22 protein-coding genes are annotated in these 19,160 nt (G+C 73.1%); 10 read left to right on the top strand and 12 right to left on the bottom strand.

The window, feature by feature from the left end:
- Nucleotides 1-136 precede the first annotated feature (136 nt).
- Nucleotides 137-322, top strand: a complete 186-nt coding sequence (locus tag IF27_RS07095) for a hypothetical protein (protein ID WP_052848533.1) — start codon at nucleotides 137-139, stop codon at nucleotides 320-322.
- Nucleotides 323-441: 119 nt separating this feature from the next.
- Here IF27_RS07095 and IF27_RS07100 read toward each other — a convergent pair whose 3' ends face one another.
- From IF27_RS07100 to IF27_RS07110, 3 genes are read right to left on the bottom strand one after another with little or no spacing between them, the layout of a single operon-like run.
- Nucleotides 442-1,689: a GNAT family N-acetyltransferase gene (locus IF27_RS07100; RefSeq protein WP_052848534.1), complete on the bottom strand. Its 1,248-nt coding sequence runs from the start codon at nucleotides 1,687-1,689 to the stop codon at nucleotides 442-444.
- 57 nt (nucleotides 1,690-1,746) lie between these two features.
- Entirely contained in the window at nucleotides 1,747-2,691 is a 945-nt protein-coding gene (locus IF27_RS07105) for an asparaginase (RefSeq protein WP_052848535.1), read from the bottom strand.
- 41 nt (nucleotides 2,692-2,732) lie between these two features.
- Nucleotides 2,733-3,272 (bottom strand): RsiG family protein, encoded by a 540-nt coding sequence (locus tag IF27_RS07110; RefSeq protein ID WP_052848536.1) that lies wholly within the window; start codon nucleotides 3,270-3,272, stop codon nucleotides 2,733-2,735.
- Nucleotides 3,273-3,402: 130 nt separating this feature from the next.
- On the opposite strand from IF27_RS07110, the gene dtd reads away from it, so the two are divergent.
- On the top strand, nucleotides 3,403-3,828 hold the full coding sequence (gene dtd, locus IF27_RS07115) for a D-aminoacyl-tRNA deacylase (RefSeq protein ID WP_052848537.1): 426 nt from the start codon (nucleotides 3,403-3,405) through the stop codon (nucleotides 3,826-3,828).
- Nucleotides 3,829-3,866: 38 nt separating this feature from the next.
- Here dtd and ygfZ read toward each other — a convergent pair whose 3' ends face one another.
- Both ygfZ and IF27_RS07125 read right to left on the bottom strand, forming a co-directional pair.
- Nucleotides 3,867-4,841 (bottom strand): CAF17-like 4Fe-4S cluster assembly/insertion protein YgfZ, encoded by a 975-nt coding sequence (ygfZ, locus tag IF27_RS07120; RefSeq protein WP_052848538.1) that lies wholly within the window; start codon nucleotides 4,839-4,841, stop codon nucleotides 3,867-3,869.
- Between the two features lie 10 nt (nucleotides 4,842-4,851).
- Nucleotides 4,852-5,310, bottom strand: coding sequence for a Fur family transcriptional regulator (locus IF27_RS07125; protein ID WP_052848539.1), 459 nt, complete (start codon nucleotides 5,308-5,310; stop codon nucleotides 4,852-4,854).
- A gap of 286 nt (nucleotides 5,311-5,596) precedes the next feature.
- Between IF27_RS07125 and IF27_RS07130 the strand changes: the two genes are divergently transcribed.
- The gene (locus tag IF27_RS07130; protein WP_052848540.1) at nucleotides 5,597-6,352 is read left to right on the top strand and encodes an SDR family oxidoreductase; all 756 of its coding nucleotides are present in this window, start codon (nucleotides 5,597-5,599) and stop codon (nucleotides 6,350-6,352) included.
- A 27-nt stretch (nucleotides 6,353-6,379) separates the two neighbouring features.
- On the opposite strand, the gene IF27_RS07135 is transcribed toward IF27_RS07130, so the two are convergent.
- Nucleotides 6,380-6,958, bottom strand: a complete 579-nt coding sequence (locus tag IF27_RS07135; protein ID WP_052848541.1) for a heme-binding beta-barrel domain-containing protein — start codon at nucleotides 6,956-6,958, stop codon at nucleotides 6,380-6,382.
- 414 nt (nucleotides 6,959-7,372) lie between these two features.
- On the opposite strand from IF27_RS07135, the gene IF27_RS07140 reads away from it, so the two are divergent.
- The gene (locus IF27_RS07140; RefSeq protein ID WP_052848542.1) at nucleotides 7,373-7,735 is read left to right on the top strand and encodes a DsrE family protein; all 363 of its coding nucleotides are present in this window, start codon (nucleotides 7,373-7,375) and stop codon (nucleotides 7,733-7,735) included.
- Between the two features lie 382 nt (nucleotides 7,736-8,117).
- On the opposite strand, the gene IF27_RS07145 is transcribed toward IF27_RS07140, so the two are convergent.
- The 5 genes from IF27_RS07145 to IF27_RS07165 form a co-directional block, all read right to left on the bottom strand.
- The gene (locus IF27_RS07145) at nucleotides 8,118-8,405 is read right to left on the bottom strand and encodes a DUF1416 domain-containing protein (protein ID WP_052848543.1); all 288 of its coding nucleotides are present in this window, start codon (nucleotides 8,403-8,405) and stop codon (nucleotides 8,118-8,120) included.
- A 38-nt stretch (nucleotides 8,406-8,443) separates the two neighbouring features.
- Nucleotides 8,444-9,283, bottom strand: a complete 840-nt coding sequence (locus tag IF27_RS07150; RefSeq protein ID WP_052848544.1) for a sulfurtransferase — start codon at nucleotides 9,281-9,283, stop codon at nucleotides 8,444-8,446.
- Nucleotides 9,284-9,626: 343 nt separating this feature from the next.
- A complete protein-coding gene (locus tag IF27_RS07155) occupies nucleotides 9,627-10,343 on the bottom strand; it encodes an LmeA family phospholipid-binding protein (RefSeq protein WP_052848545.1) in 717 nt (238 codons plus the stop codon).
- 114 nt (nucleotides 10,344-10,457) lie between these two features.
- On the bottom strand, nucleotides 10,458-11,249 hold the full coding sequence (locus IF27_RS07160) for a hypothetical protein (RefSeq protein WP_052848546.1): 792 nt from the start codon (nucleotides 11,247-11,249) through the stop codon (nucleotides 10,458-10,460).
- Entirely contained in the window at nucleotides 11,246-11,512 is a 267-nt protein-coding gene (locus IF27_RS07165) for a MoaD/ThiS family protein (RefSeq protein ID WP_052848547.1), read from the bottom strand. The genes IF27_RS07160 and IF27_RS07165 overlap by 4 nt, the downstream gene beginning before the upstream one ends.
- Before the next feature lie 360 nt (nucleotides 11,513-11,872).
- Between IF27_RS07165 and IF27_RS07170 the strand changes: the two genes are divergently transcribed.
- From IF27_RS07170 to IF27_RS07195, 6 genes are all read left to right on the top strand, one after another.
- Nucleotides 11,873-12,628: a winged helix-turn-helix transcriptional regulator gene (locus tag IF27_RS07170; RefSeq protein ID WP_052848548.1), complete on the top strand. Its 756-nt coding sequence runs from the start codon at nucleotides 11,873-11,875 to the stop codon at nucleotides 12,626-12,628.
- Between the two features lie 63 nt (nucleotides 12,629-12,691).
- Nucleotides 12,692-13,708, top strand: a complete 1,017-nt coding sequence (locus tag IF27_RS07175; RefSeq protein WP_052848839.1) for a LacI family DNA-binding transcriptional regulator — start codon at nucleotides 12,692-12,694, stop codon at nucleotides 13,706-13,708.
- A gap of 132 nt (nucleotides 13,709-13,840) precedes the next feature.
- Nucleotides 13,841-14,446, top strand: coding sequence for a Uma2 family endonuclease (locus tag IF27_RS07180; protein WP_052848549.1), 606 nt, complete (start codon nucleotides 13,841-13,843; stop codon nucleotides 14,444-14,446).
- Between the two features lie 63 nt (nucleotides 14,447-14,509).
- Nucleotides 14,510-15,475, top strand: a complete 966-nt coding sequence (locus IF27_RS07185; protein WP_110945642.1) for a S1C family serine protease — start codon at nucleotides 14,510-14,512, stop codon at nucleotides 15,473-15,475.
- Nucleotides 15,476-15,515: 40 nt separating this feature from the next.
- Nucleotides 15,516-16,229, top strand: coding sequence for a response regulator transcription factor (locus IF27_RS07190; RefSeq protein WP_052848550.1), 714 nt, complete (start codon nucleotides 15,516-15,518; stop codon nucleotides 16,227-16,229).
- A gap of 8 nt (nucleotides 16,230-16,237) precedes the next feature.
- Nucleotides 16,238-17,686, top strand: a complete 1,449-nt coding sequence (locus tag IF27_RS07195; RefSeq protein WP_223290949.1) for a HAMP domain-containing sensor histidine kinase — start codon at nucleotides 16,238-16,240, stop codon at nucleotides 17,684-17,686.
- Between the two features lie 80 nt (nucleotides 17,687-17,766).
- Here the strand turns inward: IF27_RS07195 and IF27_RS30905 are convergent, their stop codons facing one another.
- The gene (locus IF27_RS30905) at nucleotides 17,767-18,798 is read right to left on the bottom strand and encodes a hypothetical protein (protein ID WP_190232845.1); all 1,032 of its coding nucleotides are present in this window, start codon (nucleotides 18,796-18,798) and stop codon (nucleotides 17,767-17,769) included.
- Between the last annotated feature and the right edge of the window lie 362 nt (nucleotides 18,799-19,160).

The raw sequence follows: 19,160 nt of genomic DNA on the forward strand, positions 1-19,160 counted from the left end.
CGGACAGATGCGGAAGGTTGATACCAGGACGTTTCCAACTGACCGCCAACTGGGGAAAACAAGCATATAGTTGGTGGACAACCTAACCAACTTCGAAGAACTTGAATCAAGTTGTCGTGATGTAAGGAGGGATGCAATGCTCGTATCGACGATCGCTGTGGCCGCCCTCGGCATCGCGCTGGAGCGGGCGGTCGAAGGCCATCTCGGATTTCCGGGACTGATCGGTCTGTTGATACTGCGGACCGGTCTCGGCAGGCGGAACTTCACCTGCACCTGTGTGGGCGCGTCGGTGCTCGTGACCCTGGTGGTCACGGGCGTCTGACGCGGGGCGTGGAGCGGCGGGCCGGTGATCCGGCCCGCCGCGGACGTGGCCGTGAGAGGCGTGAGCAGGGCACGTGGGCGTCGGGCCCGCGTGGGTCGGAGCAGGGAGCGGACGGGTCCTCAGAACCCGTCGGGGCACCACGGGCGCCGGCCGGTGCGGAACAGCAGATCCGCCCGGACCGGCGCCTCGGCGCGTCCGGCCGTCACCTGCCCGGCCGCCACCAGCCGCACGGCGGACTCGTCGCCCAGGTACAGCTGGGCGAGCGCCGTCGTGTCCAGCGTCAGGTCCGCGTCACGTCCGGTCGGGGTGGCGGACGCGCCCTCGGGGGACGCCGCCAGCAGGTAGCGGCCCTGCGCGAGGCCCAGCGGGTCGCGGACGTCGAGCACGATCTCGTCCTCCACGCCGTAGGTACGGGCCTCCAGCATGCGCGGCAGGTCGAGCGGGCGCAGCCAGATGAAGTCGGAGTCCTCGGTGACCGACGCGGCGCGCCGGTCGGGCAGGAGCAGGGGCAGCATCGCGTCGGGGGCGGACAGCTCGGCCGTCAGGGTGGTCACGCGGTCGTGGGAGAGCAGGAAGAGCCACAGCGCGCGTTCGGCGGCCGGGGTGGCCGCGATGAGGCTGCCGACCTTCAGCTCGGCGGTGTCGAGGTTGCCGCGACGCCCGTGCGTCACGTGGTAGCTGACGAGCCCCTGCGGCACACCGTCCGCGTCGCGGTGGAGCGCCCAGTAGGGAAGCTCCCACGGCCGGGAGCCGACCCGGACGGCTCCGGTGTGGAGGTCCCAGAAGAGCGGGTCGCGATCGATCGCGCCCGGCTGCGTACGGCGGAACCTTTCGTGCAGTTCCGGTCCGATCTCGCGCACCTGTGCCGCGTCGAGGAAGCTGATGCCGCCCTCGCCCTCCCGGCCCGTCCGCCGCGCGTCGAGCCCCGCCCGCGTCACGTCCACCCGCCAGGTGACGGCCGAGGTCGTCGGGCCGTACCCGAATCGGCCATAGATCCGGTACTCGGCGGCGTCCAGCGCCGACACCACGTCGCCGCGTTCCTTGGCGGCCCGCAGGTCCTCCGTGATCAGCCCCCGCAGCAGGCCCTTGCGGCGGTGCGTGGCGGTCACCGTGACGCCGGTGACCGCGTTCGAGGAGACGACGCCGCCGCCGGGAACGGTCATCTCCTGCGCGAAGCTCTTGTACGTCGCCACGCAGCGGTCGCCGTCGAAGACCCCGGCCGCCCGGGAGAAGTCCTGCCGCGCTTGCCGCGTCGCGAGGTCCTCCTCGGTCAGCTCCTGGAGTCTCAGGAATCCGACGTGTACGGCGCGGACCCACGCCTCCGTGTCTTCCTTGTTGCCGGCGACCAAACGGGTGTGTACAGACATGCCGGGAACACTACGGACCCGCCCGCCCGCTCCGCCAAGGCATAGGGCCACCCGGTCTCAGACGACGGCGCGCACCTCGCCGACGATCCCGTCGCCCCCGTCCAGGTCGGAGCGCAGCGACGCGCGCAGCCCCGGGACGTCGGGCAACGGCACGTCCAGCGCGCGCAGCAGCGAGGCGAGCACCGGGCCGCGTGCCCGCGCGGCGCCGTCCTCGATCTTGAAGGCCAGCGCCCGCCCGTCCGGCAGTGCCACGGCCTGCACGCCCTCGGCCCCTGCCTTGGACAGCAGCCCCGGCACGGCCCTCATCAGCAGCGAGTCGGCCCGCAGCGTGCCGCCGACGTACTCCGGGTGCGCGCGCATCGCGTCGGCGACCCGCCGCTCGGGGCTGCCGGGCGCCGCCCGCACGAACGCGCGGAACGCCCGCGCCAGGCCCGTCAGCGAGAACGCGAACAGCGGCGCCCCGCAGCCGTCCACGCCGGTGGCGGCCACAGGCTCGCCCGTCGCCGCCTCCGCGGTGTCGCGGATCAGGAGCTGAAGCGGGTGGTCAGGATCGGTGTAGGTGGCGGTCGGCCAGCCGTTGGCGACGCAGGCGGCGAGCATCGCGGCGTGCTTGCCAGAGCAGTTCATGGCGATGCGGCGGCCGTCCACCGGCGGGCAGTGGAGCGCGTCCTCGGTGAGCCCGGCCTCGTCCAGCATCCGCAGGGCCAGCTCCTGGTGGAAGTCCTCGCCCGCGTGGCTCGCGGCGGCGAGCGCGAGCCGTTCGCCCGCCAGGTCGAGCCCCGCCCGCAGCACCCCGGCCGCCTGCATCGGCTTGTTGCTCGACCGGGGGAAGACCGGCGTCCCCGGCTCGCCGAGCGAGCGGGCCACCGAGCCGTCGGCCGCCAGCACCACGAGCGAGCCGCGGTGCCGCCCCTCGACGAATCCCGAGCGCACCACCTCCGCCAGGACGGGGGGTGCCGCCGGGGCGGACGGCTCGGGCGGGACGGCTATGGGTGCGGACATGCGCGGGCCTTCCAAGGCGTGCGGGGCGTGCGGGCGGATCGTCAGGTCAGCAGGTCCTCGACCTGCGCCTCGCCCTCACGGTACCTGCGCGCCATCTCGGCGCTGCATCCGTCCGCCGTGCGGTGCAGCCGCTGCCGCCGCCGGGAGACCTGCGCCTCGTGCCGCGCCAGCCGGGCCAGCGCGTCGCGCAGCTCGGCGTCGTCGAGACCGGCGAGGTCGGAGAGCCCGACCTGCCCGAGCATCTCCTCGGCGAGCCGCCGGTAGCGGTCGTCGAGCGGCATGCCGAGCGTCACGTGACGCGCCGACGTGCGGTGCCGCGAGGGGCCGTCGGTCAGGATGGCGGGCAGTTGGTCCAGGACGCCGGGATCGCTCGCGATCCGCCGCCGCCGCTCCGCCTCCAGGATGTCGATGCGGCCCTGGAGCAGCCGCCGGACGAAGCTGAGGTCCGCCTCCTCGCGCTGCGCCGAGCGCCGCAGGTCGCGCAGCTCGGACAGGCGCAGTGTCCGCAGCTCGGGCTGGTCGATACGCCGGCACAGGTCCCGACCCGGTGTGATCATGCGCTTTTGTCCCCTCGTCCCCATTCGGTGCGGTGGCGCGCGGTACGTACCCCGTGACACGCATCGTGTCACTGTGTACCCATCGTGCGCAGCGACTTGGCACCCATCCGGCTGTCACCGGGTGCGCCGGGCGGCGTACGGCATGATGGGCCGCATGCGAGCGGTGGTACAGCGGGTGGACGGCGCGGCCGTCGTGGTCGCCGGTGAGACGGTCGGTGAAATCGTGGGCCAGGGTCTGTGTGTGCTGGTCGGCGCCACGCACGGCGACACGGCGGAGACGGCCGTGCGCCTCGCCCGCAAGCTGTGGACGCTGCGCGTCCTCGACGGCGAGAAGTCCTGCTCGGACGTGGGCGCCCCCCTGCTGGTCGTTTCGCAGTTCACCCTCTACGGTGACGCCCGCAAGGGGCGCCGACCCACCTGGCAGGCCGCCGCGCCCGGCGAGGTCGCCGAGCCGCTGGTGGACGCGGTGTGCGCCGAACTGCGCGCGCTGGGCGCGGAGGTGGCCACCGGGCGCTTCGGCGCGCAGATGCGCGTCACGTTGACGAACGACGGCCCCTTCACGGTCCTGCTCGACGTCTGACACGGCGCGGCTCCACCGCTCCGTGGTAGCGACGGTCCCTAGGGAGCGACCACCGTCTCCTGCGCCGCCGGGGTCGTGCCCGCGAGCAGCGTGGCGTCGGCCGGGACGTTCCGCTTCACCAGCGCCAGCGCGATCGGCCCCAGCTCGTGATGACGGACCGCCGTCGTGACGAAGCCGAGCGCCCGGCCCTCGGGCCCGTCGGACGCCAGCCGCACCGGGTCGCCGTGCTCCGGGATCGCGACCTCGCTGCCGTCCAGGTGCAGGAACACCAGACGGCGCGGGGGACGCCCGAGGTTCTGCACGCGCGCCACGGTCTCCTGGCCCCGGTAGCAGCCCTTCTGGAGGTGCACGGCGCTCTCCAGCCAGCCCAGTTCGTGCGGGATGGTCCTGTGGTCCGTCTCGCGGCCCACGCGCGGCCGGTGCGCCTCCACGCGCAGCGCCTCGTACGCCAGCACGCCGGCCGCCGGGCCGTGCTCCGCGGCGAACGCGGGCAGCTCGGCGCGCGGCAGGAACAGGTCACGTCCGTACGCCGTCTCGCGCACCACCGTGCCCTCGGGCGCGGTGGCGATCGACCCGGCGGGCAGGTGCACGAGCGCGAACTCGGCCGTGCGGTCGGCGACCTCCGCCCGGTAGAAGAACTTCATGCTCTCCAGATAGGCGACCAGCGCCTCGGCGCCGCCGGGCTCGGTGTGCAGCCAGGTCGTCTCTCCGTCGTCCACGAGGTAGAGCGCGTGCTCGATGTGGCCCTTCGCGGAGAGGACCAGCGCCTCGGTGGCGTGCCCGGGGGCCAGCTCCGCGACGTGCTGGGTGATCAGCAGGTGCAGCCAGCCGAGCCGGTCGGGGCCCGACACGGTGACGACCGCCCGGTGCGACAGGTCCACGAACCCCTCGCCGCCCGCCAGCGCGCGTTGCTCACGGAAGAGGTCTCCGTAGTGCGCGGCGACTCCGGCGTCCTGGCCCTCCGCGGCCACGGCGCTCGGCAGGGTCAGCAAGGGGCTTTCGTAGGACGACATACGGACAAGCCTACGTCGTCGTGTCCCCGGTCCCGCGGGCGCTCGGAGGCGCGGCCCCAGCGCAGTCCGCGCAGCGGCCGAAGATCGCGAAGTGCCGCATGTCGGTGTCGAATCCGAAGCTCTCGCGCAGCTGTGCGGCGAACGGCTCTGCGACGTCCAGATCGGCTTCGAGCACCTTCTCGCAGTCGCGGCACATCAGGTGCAGGTGCTGGTGCCGCTCGGCGAGGTGGTAGGTGGGGGCGCCGTGGCCGAGGTGGGCGTGGGAGACGAGGCCCAGCTCCTCCAGCAGCTCCAGCGTCCGGTAGACCGTGGAGATGTTGACGCCGCCCGCCGTGCGGCGCACCTCGGTGAGGATGTCCTCCGGCGTCGAGTGCTCCAGCTTGTCCACAGCTTCGAGCACCAACTGCCGCTGCGGGGTCAGCCGGTATCCGCGGTTGCGCAGGTCGGTCTGCCAGTCGGTGCTCACCACGGGACCCAGTGTAGGAGGAAGCGCGGCGTAGCCGGAAAGCCCGGAGCCGAGCGGGCCGCCCGGCCGCCGTGACCCGTCCGGCCGACTCCGCGCCGAAGGGGGCACGGGCCCCGTCCGAGGGGAGTGGGCGGGGCCCGTGCGAGGAGGCACTGCCTATCGTGCGCCGTCGTATGTCAAGCCGCCGTAAGGACGCGTCCCGGCGTTGTCCGCGGGGGGCCTCCCGGGGGATGCTGGGGCGGGGCGGGTGCGACGTGGGTGCCCCGTGGGCGAGAGGGGAGACGCGCGGATGGATCTCGGGTTGTCGGGCCGGGTGTACGTCGTCACGGGCGGCACGAAGGGCCTCGGGTTCGCCACCGCAGCCGCGCTGGCCGCGGACGGCGCGCGCGTCGTGACGTCCTCGCGCGACCCGGAGCACGTCCGCGCCGCCGTCGAGCGGCTCGGCGGCCCCGCGAGCGCGGCGGGCGCCACCGCCGACCTCGCCGACCCCGAGGCGCCCGAGCGGCTGGTCACGCTCGCGCTGGAGACCTTCGGCAGGCTGGACGGCGCGCTCGTGTCGGTCGGCGGCCCGCCGCCCGCGACGGCCGCGGGCGCCAGCGACGCCCAGTGGCGTGCCGCGTTCGAATCCGTGTTCCTCGGCGCCGTGCGCGCCGCCCGCACCGTCGCCGCCCGGCTGACGGACGGCGGCGCGATCGGCATGGTGCTCTCCGGCTCGGCGCGCTCGCCGATCACCGGCCTCGGCATCTCCAACGGGCTGCGGCCCGGCCTCGCCATGGTCGCCAAGGACATGGCGGACGAGTTCGGGCCGCGCGGCATACGCGTCTTCGGGCTGCTGCCCGGCCGCATCGCGACCGACCGCATGGTGCAGCTGGACGCGGCGGCGGGGCCGGGCGCCAAGGAGCGGACCGAGCAGGGCATCCCGCTCGGCCGCTACGGCGAGCCGGAGGAGTTCGGGCGGACGGCCGCGTTCCTGCTGTCGCCCGCCGCCAGCTACGTGACGGGCGCGGTCGTCCCCGTGGACGGCGGCGCGTCCCGCGCGCTGTGAGGGCGCGGGACGGCCGGGCCGGGCGCGTCAGCGGAAGAACGCGATGCCGTCGTCCGGCAGGTCCTTGACGTCCGCGATCCACTCGCGCGGATCGACCGACTTCTTCAGCTGCGCCGACATGGCGGGCCGCAGCGGCGTGTCAGGGGTGGCGCGCTCGCCGACCCACAGCAGGTCGCCGTTCACGTAGCCGTAGAGCCGCTTGCCGCCGGTGTAGGGCGGCGCGCCCGCCGTCCGGGCGACGGCGTCCGTGACGAGGTCGATCTGCGGCTTGCCCTCGGCCAGCTCGCCGTACCAGATCTCGACGATGCCCTGGTCGCGCACCATGACGGCCTCGACCTGCCGGTCGGTGATGCGCCAGAAGCCGTGCTCGGACTCCAGGGGCTCCGTGCGGTTGCCCTCCGCGTCGAGCTGCCACGACCGGGAGGAGTACTCCAGGAAGTCGCGCCCGTCGTGGGAGAAGGTGGCCTGCTGGCCGAAGTTGCAGGACTCCTCGCCGGGGCCGGTGCGCTCGGCGTTCAGCGCCGCCACGCCCGCGCCCTGCCAGGTGCCGAGGAGGAAGGCCAGCGGGACGAGCCCGGGGTGCAGGTCGGAGGGGATCTCGATCATGCGGTCAGCGCTGTCCCTGGTAGAGCTTCGCCACGACGAGGGCGGTGAACGCGGCGGTGCCGACGACCACCAGCGCCATGAGGGTGATGAAGAAAGCCTCCACGGCTGCTCCTTGCGACAGGTGGCGACGGGGCCAGGAATTTACGGTCCACCGGGGAGTCTAGTCCCCGGCATCCGGGGAAGCTCACTGAGGGTGGGCCGCTCGACTGTCCGGCACCGCGGGCGGCCTTGACCGTTTTGTGATCACTGCGGCTGAACGCGTTTGGCACGACGCGCGTCTAAGCGCGTGGAAAGGATGTGATCATGAATTGTCCGAACTGTGGCGGGATGATGCACCAGGGCCCCGCGGGCGACTGGGTCTGCGCCATCTGCGGCACGACACGTTAGCTCCACGGCGCGGGTTACCGTGCCGTCATGGCCGAGAAACTGGTGCTGAAGGTGACGGCGGGGGCCGACGCCCCCGAGAGGTGTTCGCAGGGCTTCACCGTGGCGGCGGTCGCCGCCGCCGCCGGAGTGGACGTGTCCCTCTGGCTGACGGGGGAGTCCGCGTGGTTCGCGCTGCCCGACCGGGCGGCGGAGTTCGAACTGCCGCACGCGGCGCCGCTGCCTGACCTCATCGCCGGTGTTCAGGCGGGCGGGCGGATCACACTGTGTACGCAGTGTGCCGCGAGGAGGGGGATCAAGGAGGAGGATGTGATGGACGGAGTGCGCATCGCCGGGGCCCAGGTCTTCGTCAGCGAGATCATGCCCGACGGCGTGCGGGCCCTCGTCTACTGAGCCACTGGTCACGGACGCCGATCAGCGAGACGGAACGGCGCGGGACGTCCCGGAGCGGCCGGACGCCGCCGGGAAGGGCCCGCCGTACCGCCTGACGGCGCGGAGCGCTCCGCGCCCTGTCCGGAACGACCCGCAACCATCCACGGCCATGCGGTCCGCGCGGTACCGGGGGGAACCGCCGCCCGTTCACTTTCGGCCCGCGGCCGATCGGGAGCAGGCCGGACATGGCCGCACCGCGGTCCGTGCTCGATCAGTTTCGAGCCGCGTTCGGCGAGCGGTTGAGCACGACCCGCATCGGGAGAAGACGGCGGAGGCCGTGCCCCGGCACACACCGGGACACGGCCTCCCTGCCTGTCCACCCGCCTCGCCGTGGGTGAGGGCGTCAGACGGCGATGGCGACCTCGGTCAGACCGCCCTGCTGGGCGACGACCGTACGGTCCACCGTCGAGCCCGGCACCAGCGCGCGGAGCGTCCAGGTGCCCTCGGCGGCGTAGAACCGGAACTGGCCGGTCGCCGACGTCGGGACCTCGGCGGTGAACTCGCCCGTGCTGTCCAGCAGCCGGACGTAGCCGCTCACCGGCTGGCCTTCGCGGGTGACCGACCCCTGGATGGTGGTCTCACCCGGCTTGATGGAGGCGGCGTCGGGGCCGCCCGGCTTCGCTCCGCACATGGCGCGCTCTCTCTCGTCTCGGCGGGAAGGTGCTGTGGTTACTTGGCGGGGCCGGTCTCGACCGGGACGCCCACGAGGGAGCCGTACTCGGTCCAGGAGCCGTCGTAGTTCTTGACGTTCGGCGCGCCGAGCAGCTCGTGCAGCACGAACCAGGTGTGCGAGGAGCGCTCGCCGATGCGGCAGTAGGCGATGGTGTCCTTGGACAGGTCCACCCCGGCCTCCTCGTACAGCTCCTTCAGCTCGGCGTCGGAGCGGAAGGTGCCGTCGTCGTTGGCCGCCTTGGACCACGGGATGTTCCGGGCCGACGGGATGTGGCCCGCGACCTGGGACTGCTCCTGCGGCAGGTGGGCCGGGGCCAGCAGCTTGCCGGAGAACTCGTCGGGGGAGCGGACGTCCACCAGGTTCTGCACGCCGATGGCCGGCACGATCTCGTCGCGGAACGCGCGGATCGAGGTGTCCTGCGGCTGCGCGGTGTACTCGGTCGCGGCGCGCTCGGGGGTCTCCTCGACCAGCTCGCGGGCGTCCAGCTCCCACTTCTTCCGGCCGCCGTCCAGCAGCCGCACGTCGCTGTGGCCGTAGAGCTTGAAGTACCAGTAGGCGTACGCCGCGAACCAGTTGTTGTTGCCGCCGTACAGGACGACCGTGTCGTCGCCCGCGATGCCCTTGGCGGACAGCAGCTTCTCGAAGCCGGCCTGGTCCACGAAGTCGCGGCGGACGGCGTCCTGCAGCTCGGTCTTCCAGTCGATGCGGACGGCGTTCCTGATGTGGTTCTTGTCGTAGGCCGAGGTGTCCTCGTCCACCTCGACGAGCACGACCTTCGGGTCGTCGATGTGCTCCTGGACCCAGTCGGCGTCCACGAGGACGTCACTGCGGCTCATGCGGTTCTCCTTCGGCGATCTGGCTCTTGCGGGAGGTGCGTGGCCGGGCACGCGCGGAAGAGCCGCCGCCGGGAGGCGGGGCGGGGCGCGGCACGGGGGGGATCGAGGTCCGGCGGTGTGGCGGTCAGCCGTCGCGGCGACAGAGCATGGCGGCGACGCGGCACAGATCCACCGTCCGTCGCTTGGTCAGTCCCCCGGCCGGGGTGCCCGCAGCCTGTCGCGTCATGCGGCAGATCGTATCGGAGGGCATACCGCCCATGTCACCGTCTGCCCGCATGTTGAGACGCCCGTGTCTGACATGTGGGACCGGCCCTCACGCCCCCGCCCGCGCGGGCCCGCCGGGTCAGTTCAGGACGACGCCGCTGCCCGAGACGTCCGCCCGCAGCCCGCCCTCCGTCGGCGTCAGGCTGTCCAGGGCGAGCCCCTGCGGCAGCCCCTCGATGCTGCGGGGCGTGTTCAGCTGCTCCCGCACGGTGGCGCCCGCGTCCCCCGGCATGTCGGGGATGTCCGCGTCGTCCACCTCCAGCGTGATCGCGCCGTCGTCCACGACCAGCGTGCCGGGGATCTCGTCCAGCGTCAGGGACTGCCCGGCCACCGCCACCTGGAGCGCCAGCAGCAGCTGATCGCCCTCCCCCTGGCGGAACTCGACGCTGAAACCGTTGTCCACGCCGCCGAGCAGCTCACCGTAGGCGCGGGTCAGCTCCTCGTAGGAGATCAGCCCGGACCCCGTCGCCGTCTCGGCCGCCGCGTCCGTGAAACCGCCCGTCACCTCGACGTCGCGCAGCTCGATCCGCAGGTCCTCGACGGTCAGCAACTGGCCGTCCACGGCGGCCTCGTACGAGTTCAGGGTCGCGTCCACGTGGTCGAAGCTCCGCCCGGCGACCTGCGTCAGGAACGGGAAGCCCTGGATCGTCACGTCCGGCTCCTCGGCCAGCCCGTACCGGGTCTGGAGGCGGCCCGCCACCTCGTTCTCGGCGAACCAGACCGTCAGGCGGTCGGCGGCGATGCCGAGCACGATCAGGATGCCGAGAAGGATCGAGAGTATTCGCAGTGCGCGCATCGGGACGGGCCCCCACGTGGTCAATGGTGCAAATGCGGTGAGCGTAATGCGTCCGTACGGCGGGCGCGGTCGTGACCCGGACTTGCAGCACGGCCGTTACAGACGCACCCGCCGTCACAACAGGGCGCGGACCAGCGTGTACGCGACGGGCGCCGCCGCCGTCAGGGGCAGCGCCACCCCCGCCGTGAAGTGGACGAACCGGGACGGGAAGTCGTAGCTCGCCACCCGCAGCCCGATCAGCGCCGCCACGCCGCCCGCCAGCGCGAACGCCAGCGCGTCACCGCCCGCCAGCTCGGTCACCCGGCCCGCGGCCACCCCGGCGCCCGCCGCCGCGCCGAGCGCGAGCAGGAAGGAGAGGAACGGCACCGGCACGGACCGCAGCAGCGCCGCCGCCCCGACCCCCATCGCCGTGGCCGCCACGGCGTCCCCCGACAGGTCGGCCGCCGCCAGGTGCCCGCCCGCGAGCACCGTCAGCACGCTGGACGCGGCCGTCGCCGTGAGCGCGTCGAGACGCTCGTCCGCCGAGCCGCGGTGCCGCAGCTGGAGCACCAGCACGGCCATGAACCAGGCGCCGAGCACCCCGATCAGCGCCTCGGGCAGCCGGTCGTCAGGCGCCAGCAGGAGCGCGGCGTCCACCGCGAGGCCGCTCGCGAAGGCCAGCGCGATGCCCTGCCTGGCGGGCCACATCCCGTTCAGCCGGAACCAGCCCGCCGCCGTCACCAGCTGGAGCACCACGACCGCGGGGACGGCCGCGGCCTCCCCGAGCGGCGCCGTCACCGCGAGCAGCCCGGCCAGGACGGCCGTCAGCGCCGCGGGCTGCGGGCCGGGCGGGATGATCGGCGACCGCGCCCGGTGTCTGCGGGACGGCGGCGGCGCCGGGGACGCGACCCCCGCCTGCGCCGTCACCTGGCACCCCCGGCGAACGGCGGCAGCACCTCGACGGTGCCCCCGTCGGCCAGCCGCACCTGCTCGTGCGCCCGCGGACCGACCTGCCTGCCGTCCACGAGGAACGAGCAGCGCAGCAGCACCCGCTCGAACTCGGGCCGGTCCGCGTGCCGGTCCCTGGCCGCGGCCAGGGCGCTCGCGAGCGTCGGCGCCTCGTAGCGCTCCTCCGCCGTACCCGCCGCGGCCTTCGCCGCAGCCCAGTACCGGATCGTGCCGCTGGCCATCTGGCCTCCGCTCTCGTGTCGCTCTCGTACCGCAGTCATACCGCCGCCGCTCCTGACGTGCCGCCCCGGGCCGCCACCGTCACACGCCCGTGACCGCGCTGTCACGCGTGGGGCGGCCGTGGCCCGTCCGCGCCGCACCATGATGCCGTCCGTCCGCCGCGGATTCGCCCCGTGTACGCGGCGGGTTCGGGGGAGCACGAGGCGCAGTGTGATACGCGCCCCTGCGCACCGAGAAATGTTTCGGCTATGCTGCTCGGCAGGAAGGACCCGGGCGCAGACGCCGAACAGGGTCCTTTTGTGCTTTCCGGGCAGAGCCGCTCGATCGTCCCCGCCAGGACTGAGGAAGGAAACGCCCCCGACATGAGTTCGCTGCTTCTCCTGACCAATGCGCTTCAGCCGTCCTCGCAAGTACTGCCCGCTCTCGAACTGCTCCTGCACAACGTCCGCGTCGCACCGGCCGAGGGACCGGCCCTCGTGGACGCCCCCAGCTCGGACGTCATCCTCATCGACGGCCGCAAGGACCTCCCGCAGGTCCGCTCCCTGTGCCAGCTGCTCCGCTCGACGGGCCCCGGCTGCCCGCTCGTCCTCATCGTGACCGAGGGCGGCCTCGCCGCCGTCACCGCCGACTGGGGCGTGGACGACGTCGTGCTCGACACGGCGGGCCCGGCCGAGGTGGAGGCGCGGCTGCGCCTGGCCACCGGCCGCCAGCAGCTCTCCGCCGACGACAGCCCGATGGAGATCCGCAACGGCGACCTGTCCGTGGACGAGGCGACGTACAGCGCCAAGCTGAAGGGCCGGGTCCTCGACCTGACCTTCAAGGAGTTCGAGCTCCTCAAGTACCTGGCGCAGCACCCCGGCCGCGTGTTCACCCGGGCGCAGCTCCTCCAGGAGGTCTGGGGCTACGACTACTTCGGCGGCACGCGCACGGTGGACGTCCACGTGCGGCGGCTGCGGGCGAAGCTCGGCCCCGAGCACGAGTCGCTCATCGGGACGGTGCGCAACGTCGGGTACCGCTTCGTCGTTCCTGAGAAGGAGAAGCACGAGGACGAGCACGCGCGCGCGGTCACGCGTGAGGCGGAGCAGCTCGTCAAGGAGGCGGCGGCCCGGCGCAGTTGAGCCGGGTGTCCGGTGGCCGGACCCTGTACCGGGGTGGGCCGCTTCGCGCGTAGACTGACCGCCGTGGCCAAAGTGACGCGGGACGACGTGGCGCGACTGGCGGGGACTTCGACCGCCGTCGTGAGCTATGTCATCAACAACGGTCCGCGGCCGGTGGCCGCCGCCACCCGGGAGCGGGTGCTCGCCGCCATCAAGGAGCTGGGCTACCGCCCCGACCGCGTCGCGCAGGCGATGGCCTCGCAGCGCACTGACCTCATAGGGCTGATCGTGCCGGACGCCCGGCAGCCGTACTTCGGCGAGATGGCGCACGCCGTCGAGCAGGCCGCCGCCGAGCGCGGGAAGATGGTGCTGGTCGGCAACTCGGACTACCGCGACGAGCGGGAGGTCCACTACCTGCGGGCCTTCCTCGGGATGCGGGTCTCGGGGCTCGTGCTGATCAGCTCGGGCCTGAGCGAGCAGGCCGCCGTGGAGATCGACGCGTGGGACGCCCGTGTGGTGCTGCTGCACCGGCGTCCCGACGCGATCGACGACGTGGCGGTGGTGCTGGACGACATCGGCGGGGCGCAGCGGCTGGTCAGGCACCTGCTCGCCGACCACGGCTACCCGTACGTCGCGTGCCTCGGCGGCATGGACTCCACGCCCGAGTCGGGCGACCCGGTGACCGACCACATCACGGGCTGGCGCCAGGCGATGGCGGAGGCGGGGCTCGACACCGAGGGCCGGCTCTTCCTGTCCCCGTACAGCCGTTACGGCTCCTACCAGGTCGCGCTCGACCTGCTGTCCGGTCCCGACCGGCCCCCGGCGATCTTCTGCGCGACGGACGACCAGGCGATCGGCGTGCTGCGGGCGGCGCGTGAGCTGCGCATCGACGTGCCGGGGGAGCTGGCGGTGGCGGGCTTCGACGACGTCAAGGAGGCGGCGCTCACCGATCCGCCGCTGACGACGGTGGCCTCCGACCGCGAGGCGATGGCCCGCGCGGCGCTCGACCTGGCGATCGGCGACCAGGACGAGGCGCTGAACGACCGGGTGCGGCAGTTCCCCGTGACGCTGACGATCCGCCGTTCCTGCGGCTGCGAGTGACGCGGCGGCGGGACGCGGCGTCACCCGTCCGGCCCTGAGAACACTCGTTCGAGTGAAGGGTTCCCGCTAGCCTTGGATACCTGACCGGTCGCATGCTGGAGTGGGTGTCGAGAGTTGTCGGAGGAGACCGCCATGAGCGTAGCTACCGTCCAGCAGCAGGACAGTGAATACGGCTGGGACGATCTTGTCAGGGGTTGGGAAGAGCTCGACGCCCCCGAGGGGTATAAGGCGGAGATCATTGAGGGGATCATCGCCTTGTCGCCGCCACCGTCGATGCGCCACAACCACATCGCCTCTGAGCTGCACGGACAGCTCTTCACGGCGCTCGGTCGGGAGTGGGGCATCTATCAGACGCTCGGTGTGGCTGCACCACCCCGCGCAGGTCTGTACAGCCCTGACCTCGTCGTGGTCCCCAAGACCGCTGTGAACACCGACGGGCACTACGTCATGGCCGACATGGTCGAACTGGTCGTGGAGATCACCTCTCCCAGCAGCCTGCGGCACGACAGGGTGGCGAAGCCTGCCGGATACGCGGCGGCGGCCGTTCCGCTTTACCTGCTGGTGGACCCGTTCGATGCCCACGGTCCCCTGATCACGCTCTACGGGAACCCGATCGCCGACGCATACGAGACGCTCGCCTCGGTCAAATTCGGGGAGACCGTCTCCCTGCCGAAGCCGCTTGGAGGGGTACTGGAGACAAAGGACTTCGCCCTGTCCGACGGTCGCCGTAGACCATGATCCCCAGAGACTTCTGAGGCGGTACTCAGACTCCTCTCATGTTCGCGGCGCACAGTCGAAGACATGAGCGATGAGCAGCACGTCTACCGGCCGATCCCCCTCTACCCGCCGATGCCGGAGCAGGAGCCCGCGCCGGGCGGCGGACAGCACCGGGCGAAGGGGCGCGCGCGTGCGGGGCGGCCCGCCGCGCTGATGGCGGCCGTCGCCCTCGTGGCCGCCGCCGTGGGCGGCGGCACGGCCGCCCTGCTGGACGGTCCCGACGGCTCAGGCACTGCGGCGAGCAGCGTCGCCGGTACCGCCGTGGCCCAGCACACGGACGGCACGGTCGCCTCCGTCGCCGCCGCCGTCAGCCCGAGCGTCGTGGAGATCTCCACCGGGAACGCCACCGGGTCCGGTGTCATCCTCTCCTCGGACGGCCAGATCCTCACCAACAACCATGTCGTCGCCGGTGCCGCGCCCGGCTCGGGCGTCCAGGTCACCTTCAGCGACGGCTCCACCGCGTCGGCGACCGTCAGCGGCACCGACCCGGACAACGACCTCGCGCTCATCAAGGCCCAGGACGTCAGCGGCCTCACCGCCGCCACGCTCGGCGACTCCGACGGCGTCGCCGTGGGCGACCAGGTCGTCGCCATCGGGTCGCCCGAGGGGCTGACCGGTACCGTCACCAGCGGCATCGTCTCCGCGCTCCACCGCGACGTGACCGTCCCGCGCGAGGACGGCGGCGGGCAGGGCGGCAGCCCGGAGGAGTGGCCGTTCGAGTTCGGCGGCGGCCGGTACAACGGCGACGTCGGGCAGACCACCACCACCTACCAGGCCATCCAGACCGACGCCTCGCTCAACCCGGGCAACTCGGGCGGCGCCCTCGTCAACATGGCGGGCGAGGTCGTCGGCATCAACTCGGCCATGTACAGCACCGCCCAGGACGCGGGCAGCGCCGGGCTCGGCTTCGCCATCCCCGCCAACACCGCGAAGGCCGCGCTGGCCGACCTCGGGTTCGACACCGGCGCCGGGGCGGACGGCCGGGCGTGAGACCGCGCCGCCCGACGCGCCCCGATGCGAGACTGGCCCCGTGAGTGACGGTTCCCGTGTGCTGATCGTGGACGACGAGCCCGCCGTACGGGAGGCGCTGCGGCGCAGCCTCTCCTTCGAGGGCTATGCGACGGAGACCGCCGTGGACGGCCTCGACGCCCTCGCGAAGCGGGAGGCGTACGACCCCGACGCCCTCGTCCTCGACGTCCTGATGCCCCGGATGGACGGTCTGACCGCCGCGCGCCGACTGCGCGCGGCGGGCGACCGCGTCCCGATCCTTATGCTGACCGCCCGCGACACGGTCGGCGACCGCGTCAGCGGCCTTGACGCGGGCGCGGACGACTACCTGGTCAAGCCGTTCGAGCTGGACGAGCTGCTGGCCCGGCTGCGGGCCCTGCTGCGCCGTGGCGCGTACGCGGCGGACGGCGCCGCCGCGGTGTCCGCCGCGCCGCGGCCCGGCGGGCTGGCCTTCGCCGACCTGCGGATGGACCCGGTGACCCGCGAGGTCACCCGCGGCGGGCGCACCATGGAGCTGACGAGGACGGAGTACACGCTGCTCGAACTGTTCCTCGCCCACCCCCGCCAGGTCCTCACGCGGGAGCAGATCCTCCACGCGGTGTGGGGCTTCGACTACGAGCCCTCGTCCAACTCCCTCGACGTCTACATGATGTATCTGCGCCGCAAGACCGAGGCGGGCCACGAGCCCCGCATCCTGCACACCGTCCGGGGCGTCGGCTACGTCCTGCGCACGTGAGGCGCCGCGTGCGGGAGCTGCCGCTGCGCTCGCGGCTCGCGCTGCTGACGGCGCTGGCCGTCGCGCTGGCGGTGGCGGTGTGCGCGACGGCGGCGTGGTTCCTGGTGCGCGACCAGCTCCGCTCGTCGCTCGACGACACGCTGCACGACAACCGCGCCAACCCGGCCGACATCATCCGCCGCGTCAGCGCGGGCGACTGCTGGACGCGCGTCGGTCAGGTGCCGGAGAACCAGCGGCTGCCCTCGTTCGGCAACATCCTCCAGGTCACCTTCGCCAACGGCGACAGCTGCATCCTCGACGGCCAGGCCACCGTGGACGTCTCGGACGCCGACATCGCCGTGGCCAACCGGGAGCGCGTCGAGGCGCTGCACGACGCCACCGGCTCCGACGGGCGCACGTACCGCGTGCTCACCTACAGCCTCGACACCCCGAACACCTCGGGGCGCGGCGCCGCCGCCACTGTCGCCCGGCCGTTGAGCGAGGTGGACGACCCGCTGCGGTCCCTCGTCCTCGTCCTCGCGCTGGTCGCGGCGGCGGGCGCCGTCGGGGCGGCCGGGATCGGCGTCGTCCTCGCGCGCGCCGGGCTGCGGCCGGTGAACCGGCTGACCGGCGTCGTCGAGCACATCGCCCGCACCGAGGACCTGAACGTCCGCATCCCGGCGGACGGCGACGACGAGATCGCCCGCCTGTCCCGCTCGTTCAACTCGATGACGGCCGCCCTCGCCGCGTCGCGCGACCTTCAGCAGCAGCTCATCGCGGACGCGGGACACGAGCTGCGCACCCCGCTCACGTCGCTGCGGACCAACATCGAACTGCTCGTGCGCAGCGAGGAGACCGGACGGCCGATCCCCGAGACCGACCGCCGCCAGCTGCTCGCGTCCGTGACGGCGCAGCTCGGCGAGCTGGGCGTGCTGATCGGCGACCTCCAGGAGCTGTCGCGTCCCGAGCGCGCCATCGGCACGGCGCGTCTGGACGTCATCCCCCTGCACGACGTCGCCCGCCGGGCCGTCTCCCGCGCCCGGCTGCGCGCGCACGGTATGACACTGACGGCGCAGCTCGACCCCTGGTTCGTCCGGGCAGAGCCGTCCGCGCTGGAGCGCGCGGTGGTCAACCTGCTGGACAACGCGGTCAAGTTCGGCGCCGTGTCGGAGGGCGAGCGCGCGGTCCGCGTCACGCTGCACGACGGTGTGCTGCGCATCCGTGACCACGGCCCCGGCATCCCCGCCGACGAGCTGCCGCACGTCTTCGAACGGTTCTGGCGGGCGCCGGGCGCCCGCGGGCTGCCCGGCTCCGGCCTCGGCCTGTCGATCGTGGCGCGGGCCGTCCGGGAGAGCGGCGGCGACATCACCCTGCGCCCGGCGGAGGGCGGGGGCACCGAGGCGGTCCTGACGCTGCCGGGCGCTGCCGTCCCGCCGCCCGGCACCCCGGCAGGTCCCCCCGCGCTGCCCCAGGCGTAGCCCGGGACGCCCGCCGCGTCCGGTGGCGGCGACCAGCGCCGCCACCGGACGGTTCAGGGGGTCGGCGGCTCAGGTGCCCGTCAGCCCGCCGGGCGGTTGGCTATGACGGTCGGTGTCCTCGCCCCCTCCACGTAGCCGGTGGCACCGCCGCCGAGGACGGTCCCGGTGCGCGGGTCGGCCGCAAGGTCCCTGATGACCAGGCCGTACGGGTCGTCCACCTCGGGGAAGGCGACGGGCTCCCACGCGCCGTCACGCAGCCGCAGGAAGCTGTCGTACAGCCCGAGCCAGAGGGTGCCGTCCGCGGCGGCGGCCCCGTGCACGTACTCACCGCTGACGCCGGTGTTCTCGTGCCGCCATGCCGTGCCGTCCCAGCGCAGGTAGCCCTGGGTCGTGGTGGTGCCGAAGACGTACAGCTCGTCGGCGGAGACCGCCACCGTCTCGTGCGCCGAGCCCTCCCAGGTGGCGGGGACGGGCGCGGCCGTCCAGCGGGTGCCGTTCCAGTGGGAGGCGAGCATGTCCCAGCCGCCGGGTGCGTCGCCCAGCGCCCAGAAGTCGTCGCCCGACGTACCGACGACACCTTCCGTCTCGATCGGCGGCCGGGTGGCGGCTCCCCAGACCGTGCCGTCGAAGCGCACGGTCTCGCCGGTGATGGAGTCGAAGCCCCAGATGTCGTCCTCGGCGAACGCGCGCACCGTGTCCACGGGGAACCGGGTGCCTGTCGGGGCCGAGGTCCAGGACGTGCCGTCGTAGTGCCAGCGGTGCGGCGTGTCCTGCCGGTCGAAGAGGGTGACGTCGGTGCAGGAGACGCCCCCGACGGAGGCGATCCTCCGGCCGGGGCCCTCCGGTATCGGCGGGGCGCCGATCGCGCGTATGTCCGTGCCGTCCCAGCAGCGGACGGGTTGGTCCTCCTCGGCGAACAGCACGTCGCCCGAGGAGGTGCTCTCCACGTACTCCCAGGCGCGGGCCCCTTCCGGCCCGCCGCTCTCCACGACCTCCCACGTGTCGGCGCGTACGTCCGTGGGCCGCTCGGCGGCGGCTGCGCCGAGCGCACCCTGCCCGGCCAGCACGACTCCCGCGACGGTGGCGGCTGCCCACAGTCCTGATGTCCTCACACGGCTTCCTTTCGGAGCGGATCGGTGACGTGCAGCGGTCCGGCACCCGACCGGCACCCGGAGGGGCATGCTCCGCAAACCGTTCGCCAAAGCGTCGGATGCACAACAAGCCCGCAGGTGAAGGCCGTTGAAGGCGCCGCCCCACTGACACGCACAAGCTAACAGCCGGGTCTGACAGTCCGTCCGGAATTCCCGCCGCGCACCGGCCGCCGCACCCCCGCCCCGCCGCCGGTACCGGTTCCGGGCCGCCGCGTCAGCATCACGTAAAGACACCCGCCCCGGCCTTGACCCGCCCGCGCGCCATGGCGGACGGTGGCCTCTGCGCCGCACCGGCACCATGCCCCGCGGCGGTCCGGCACGAG

The sequence above is a fragment of the Streptomyces avicenniae genome (assembly GCF_000719135.1).
Taxonomy (GTDB): domain Bacteria; phylum Actinomycetota; class Actinomycetes; order Streptomycetales; family Streptomycetaceae; genus Streptomyces; species Streptomyces avicenniae.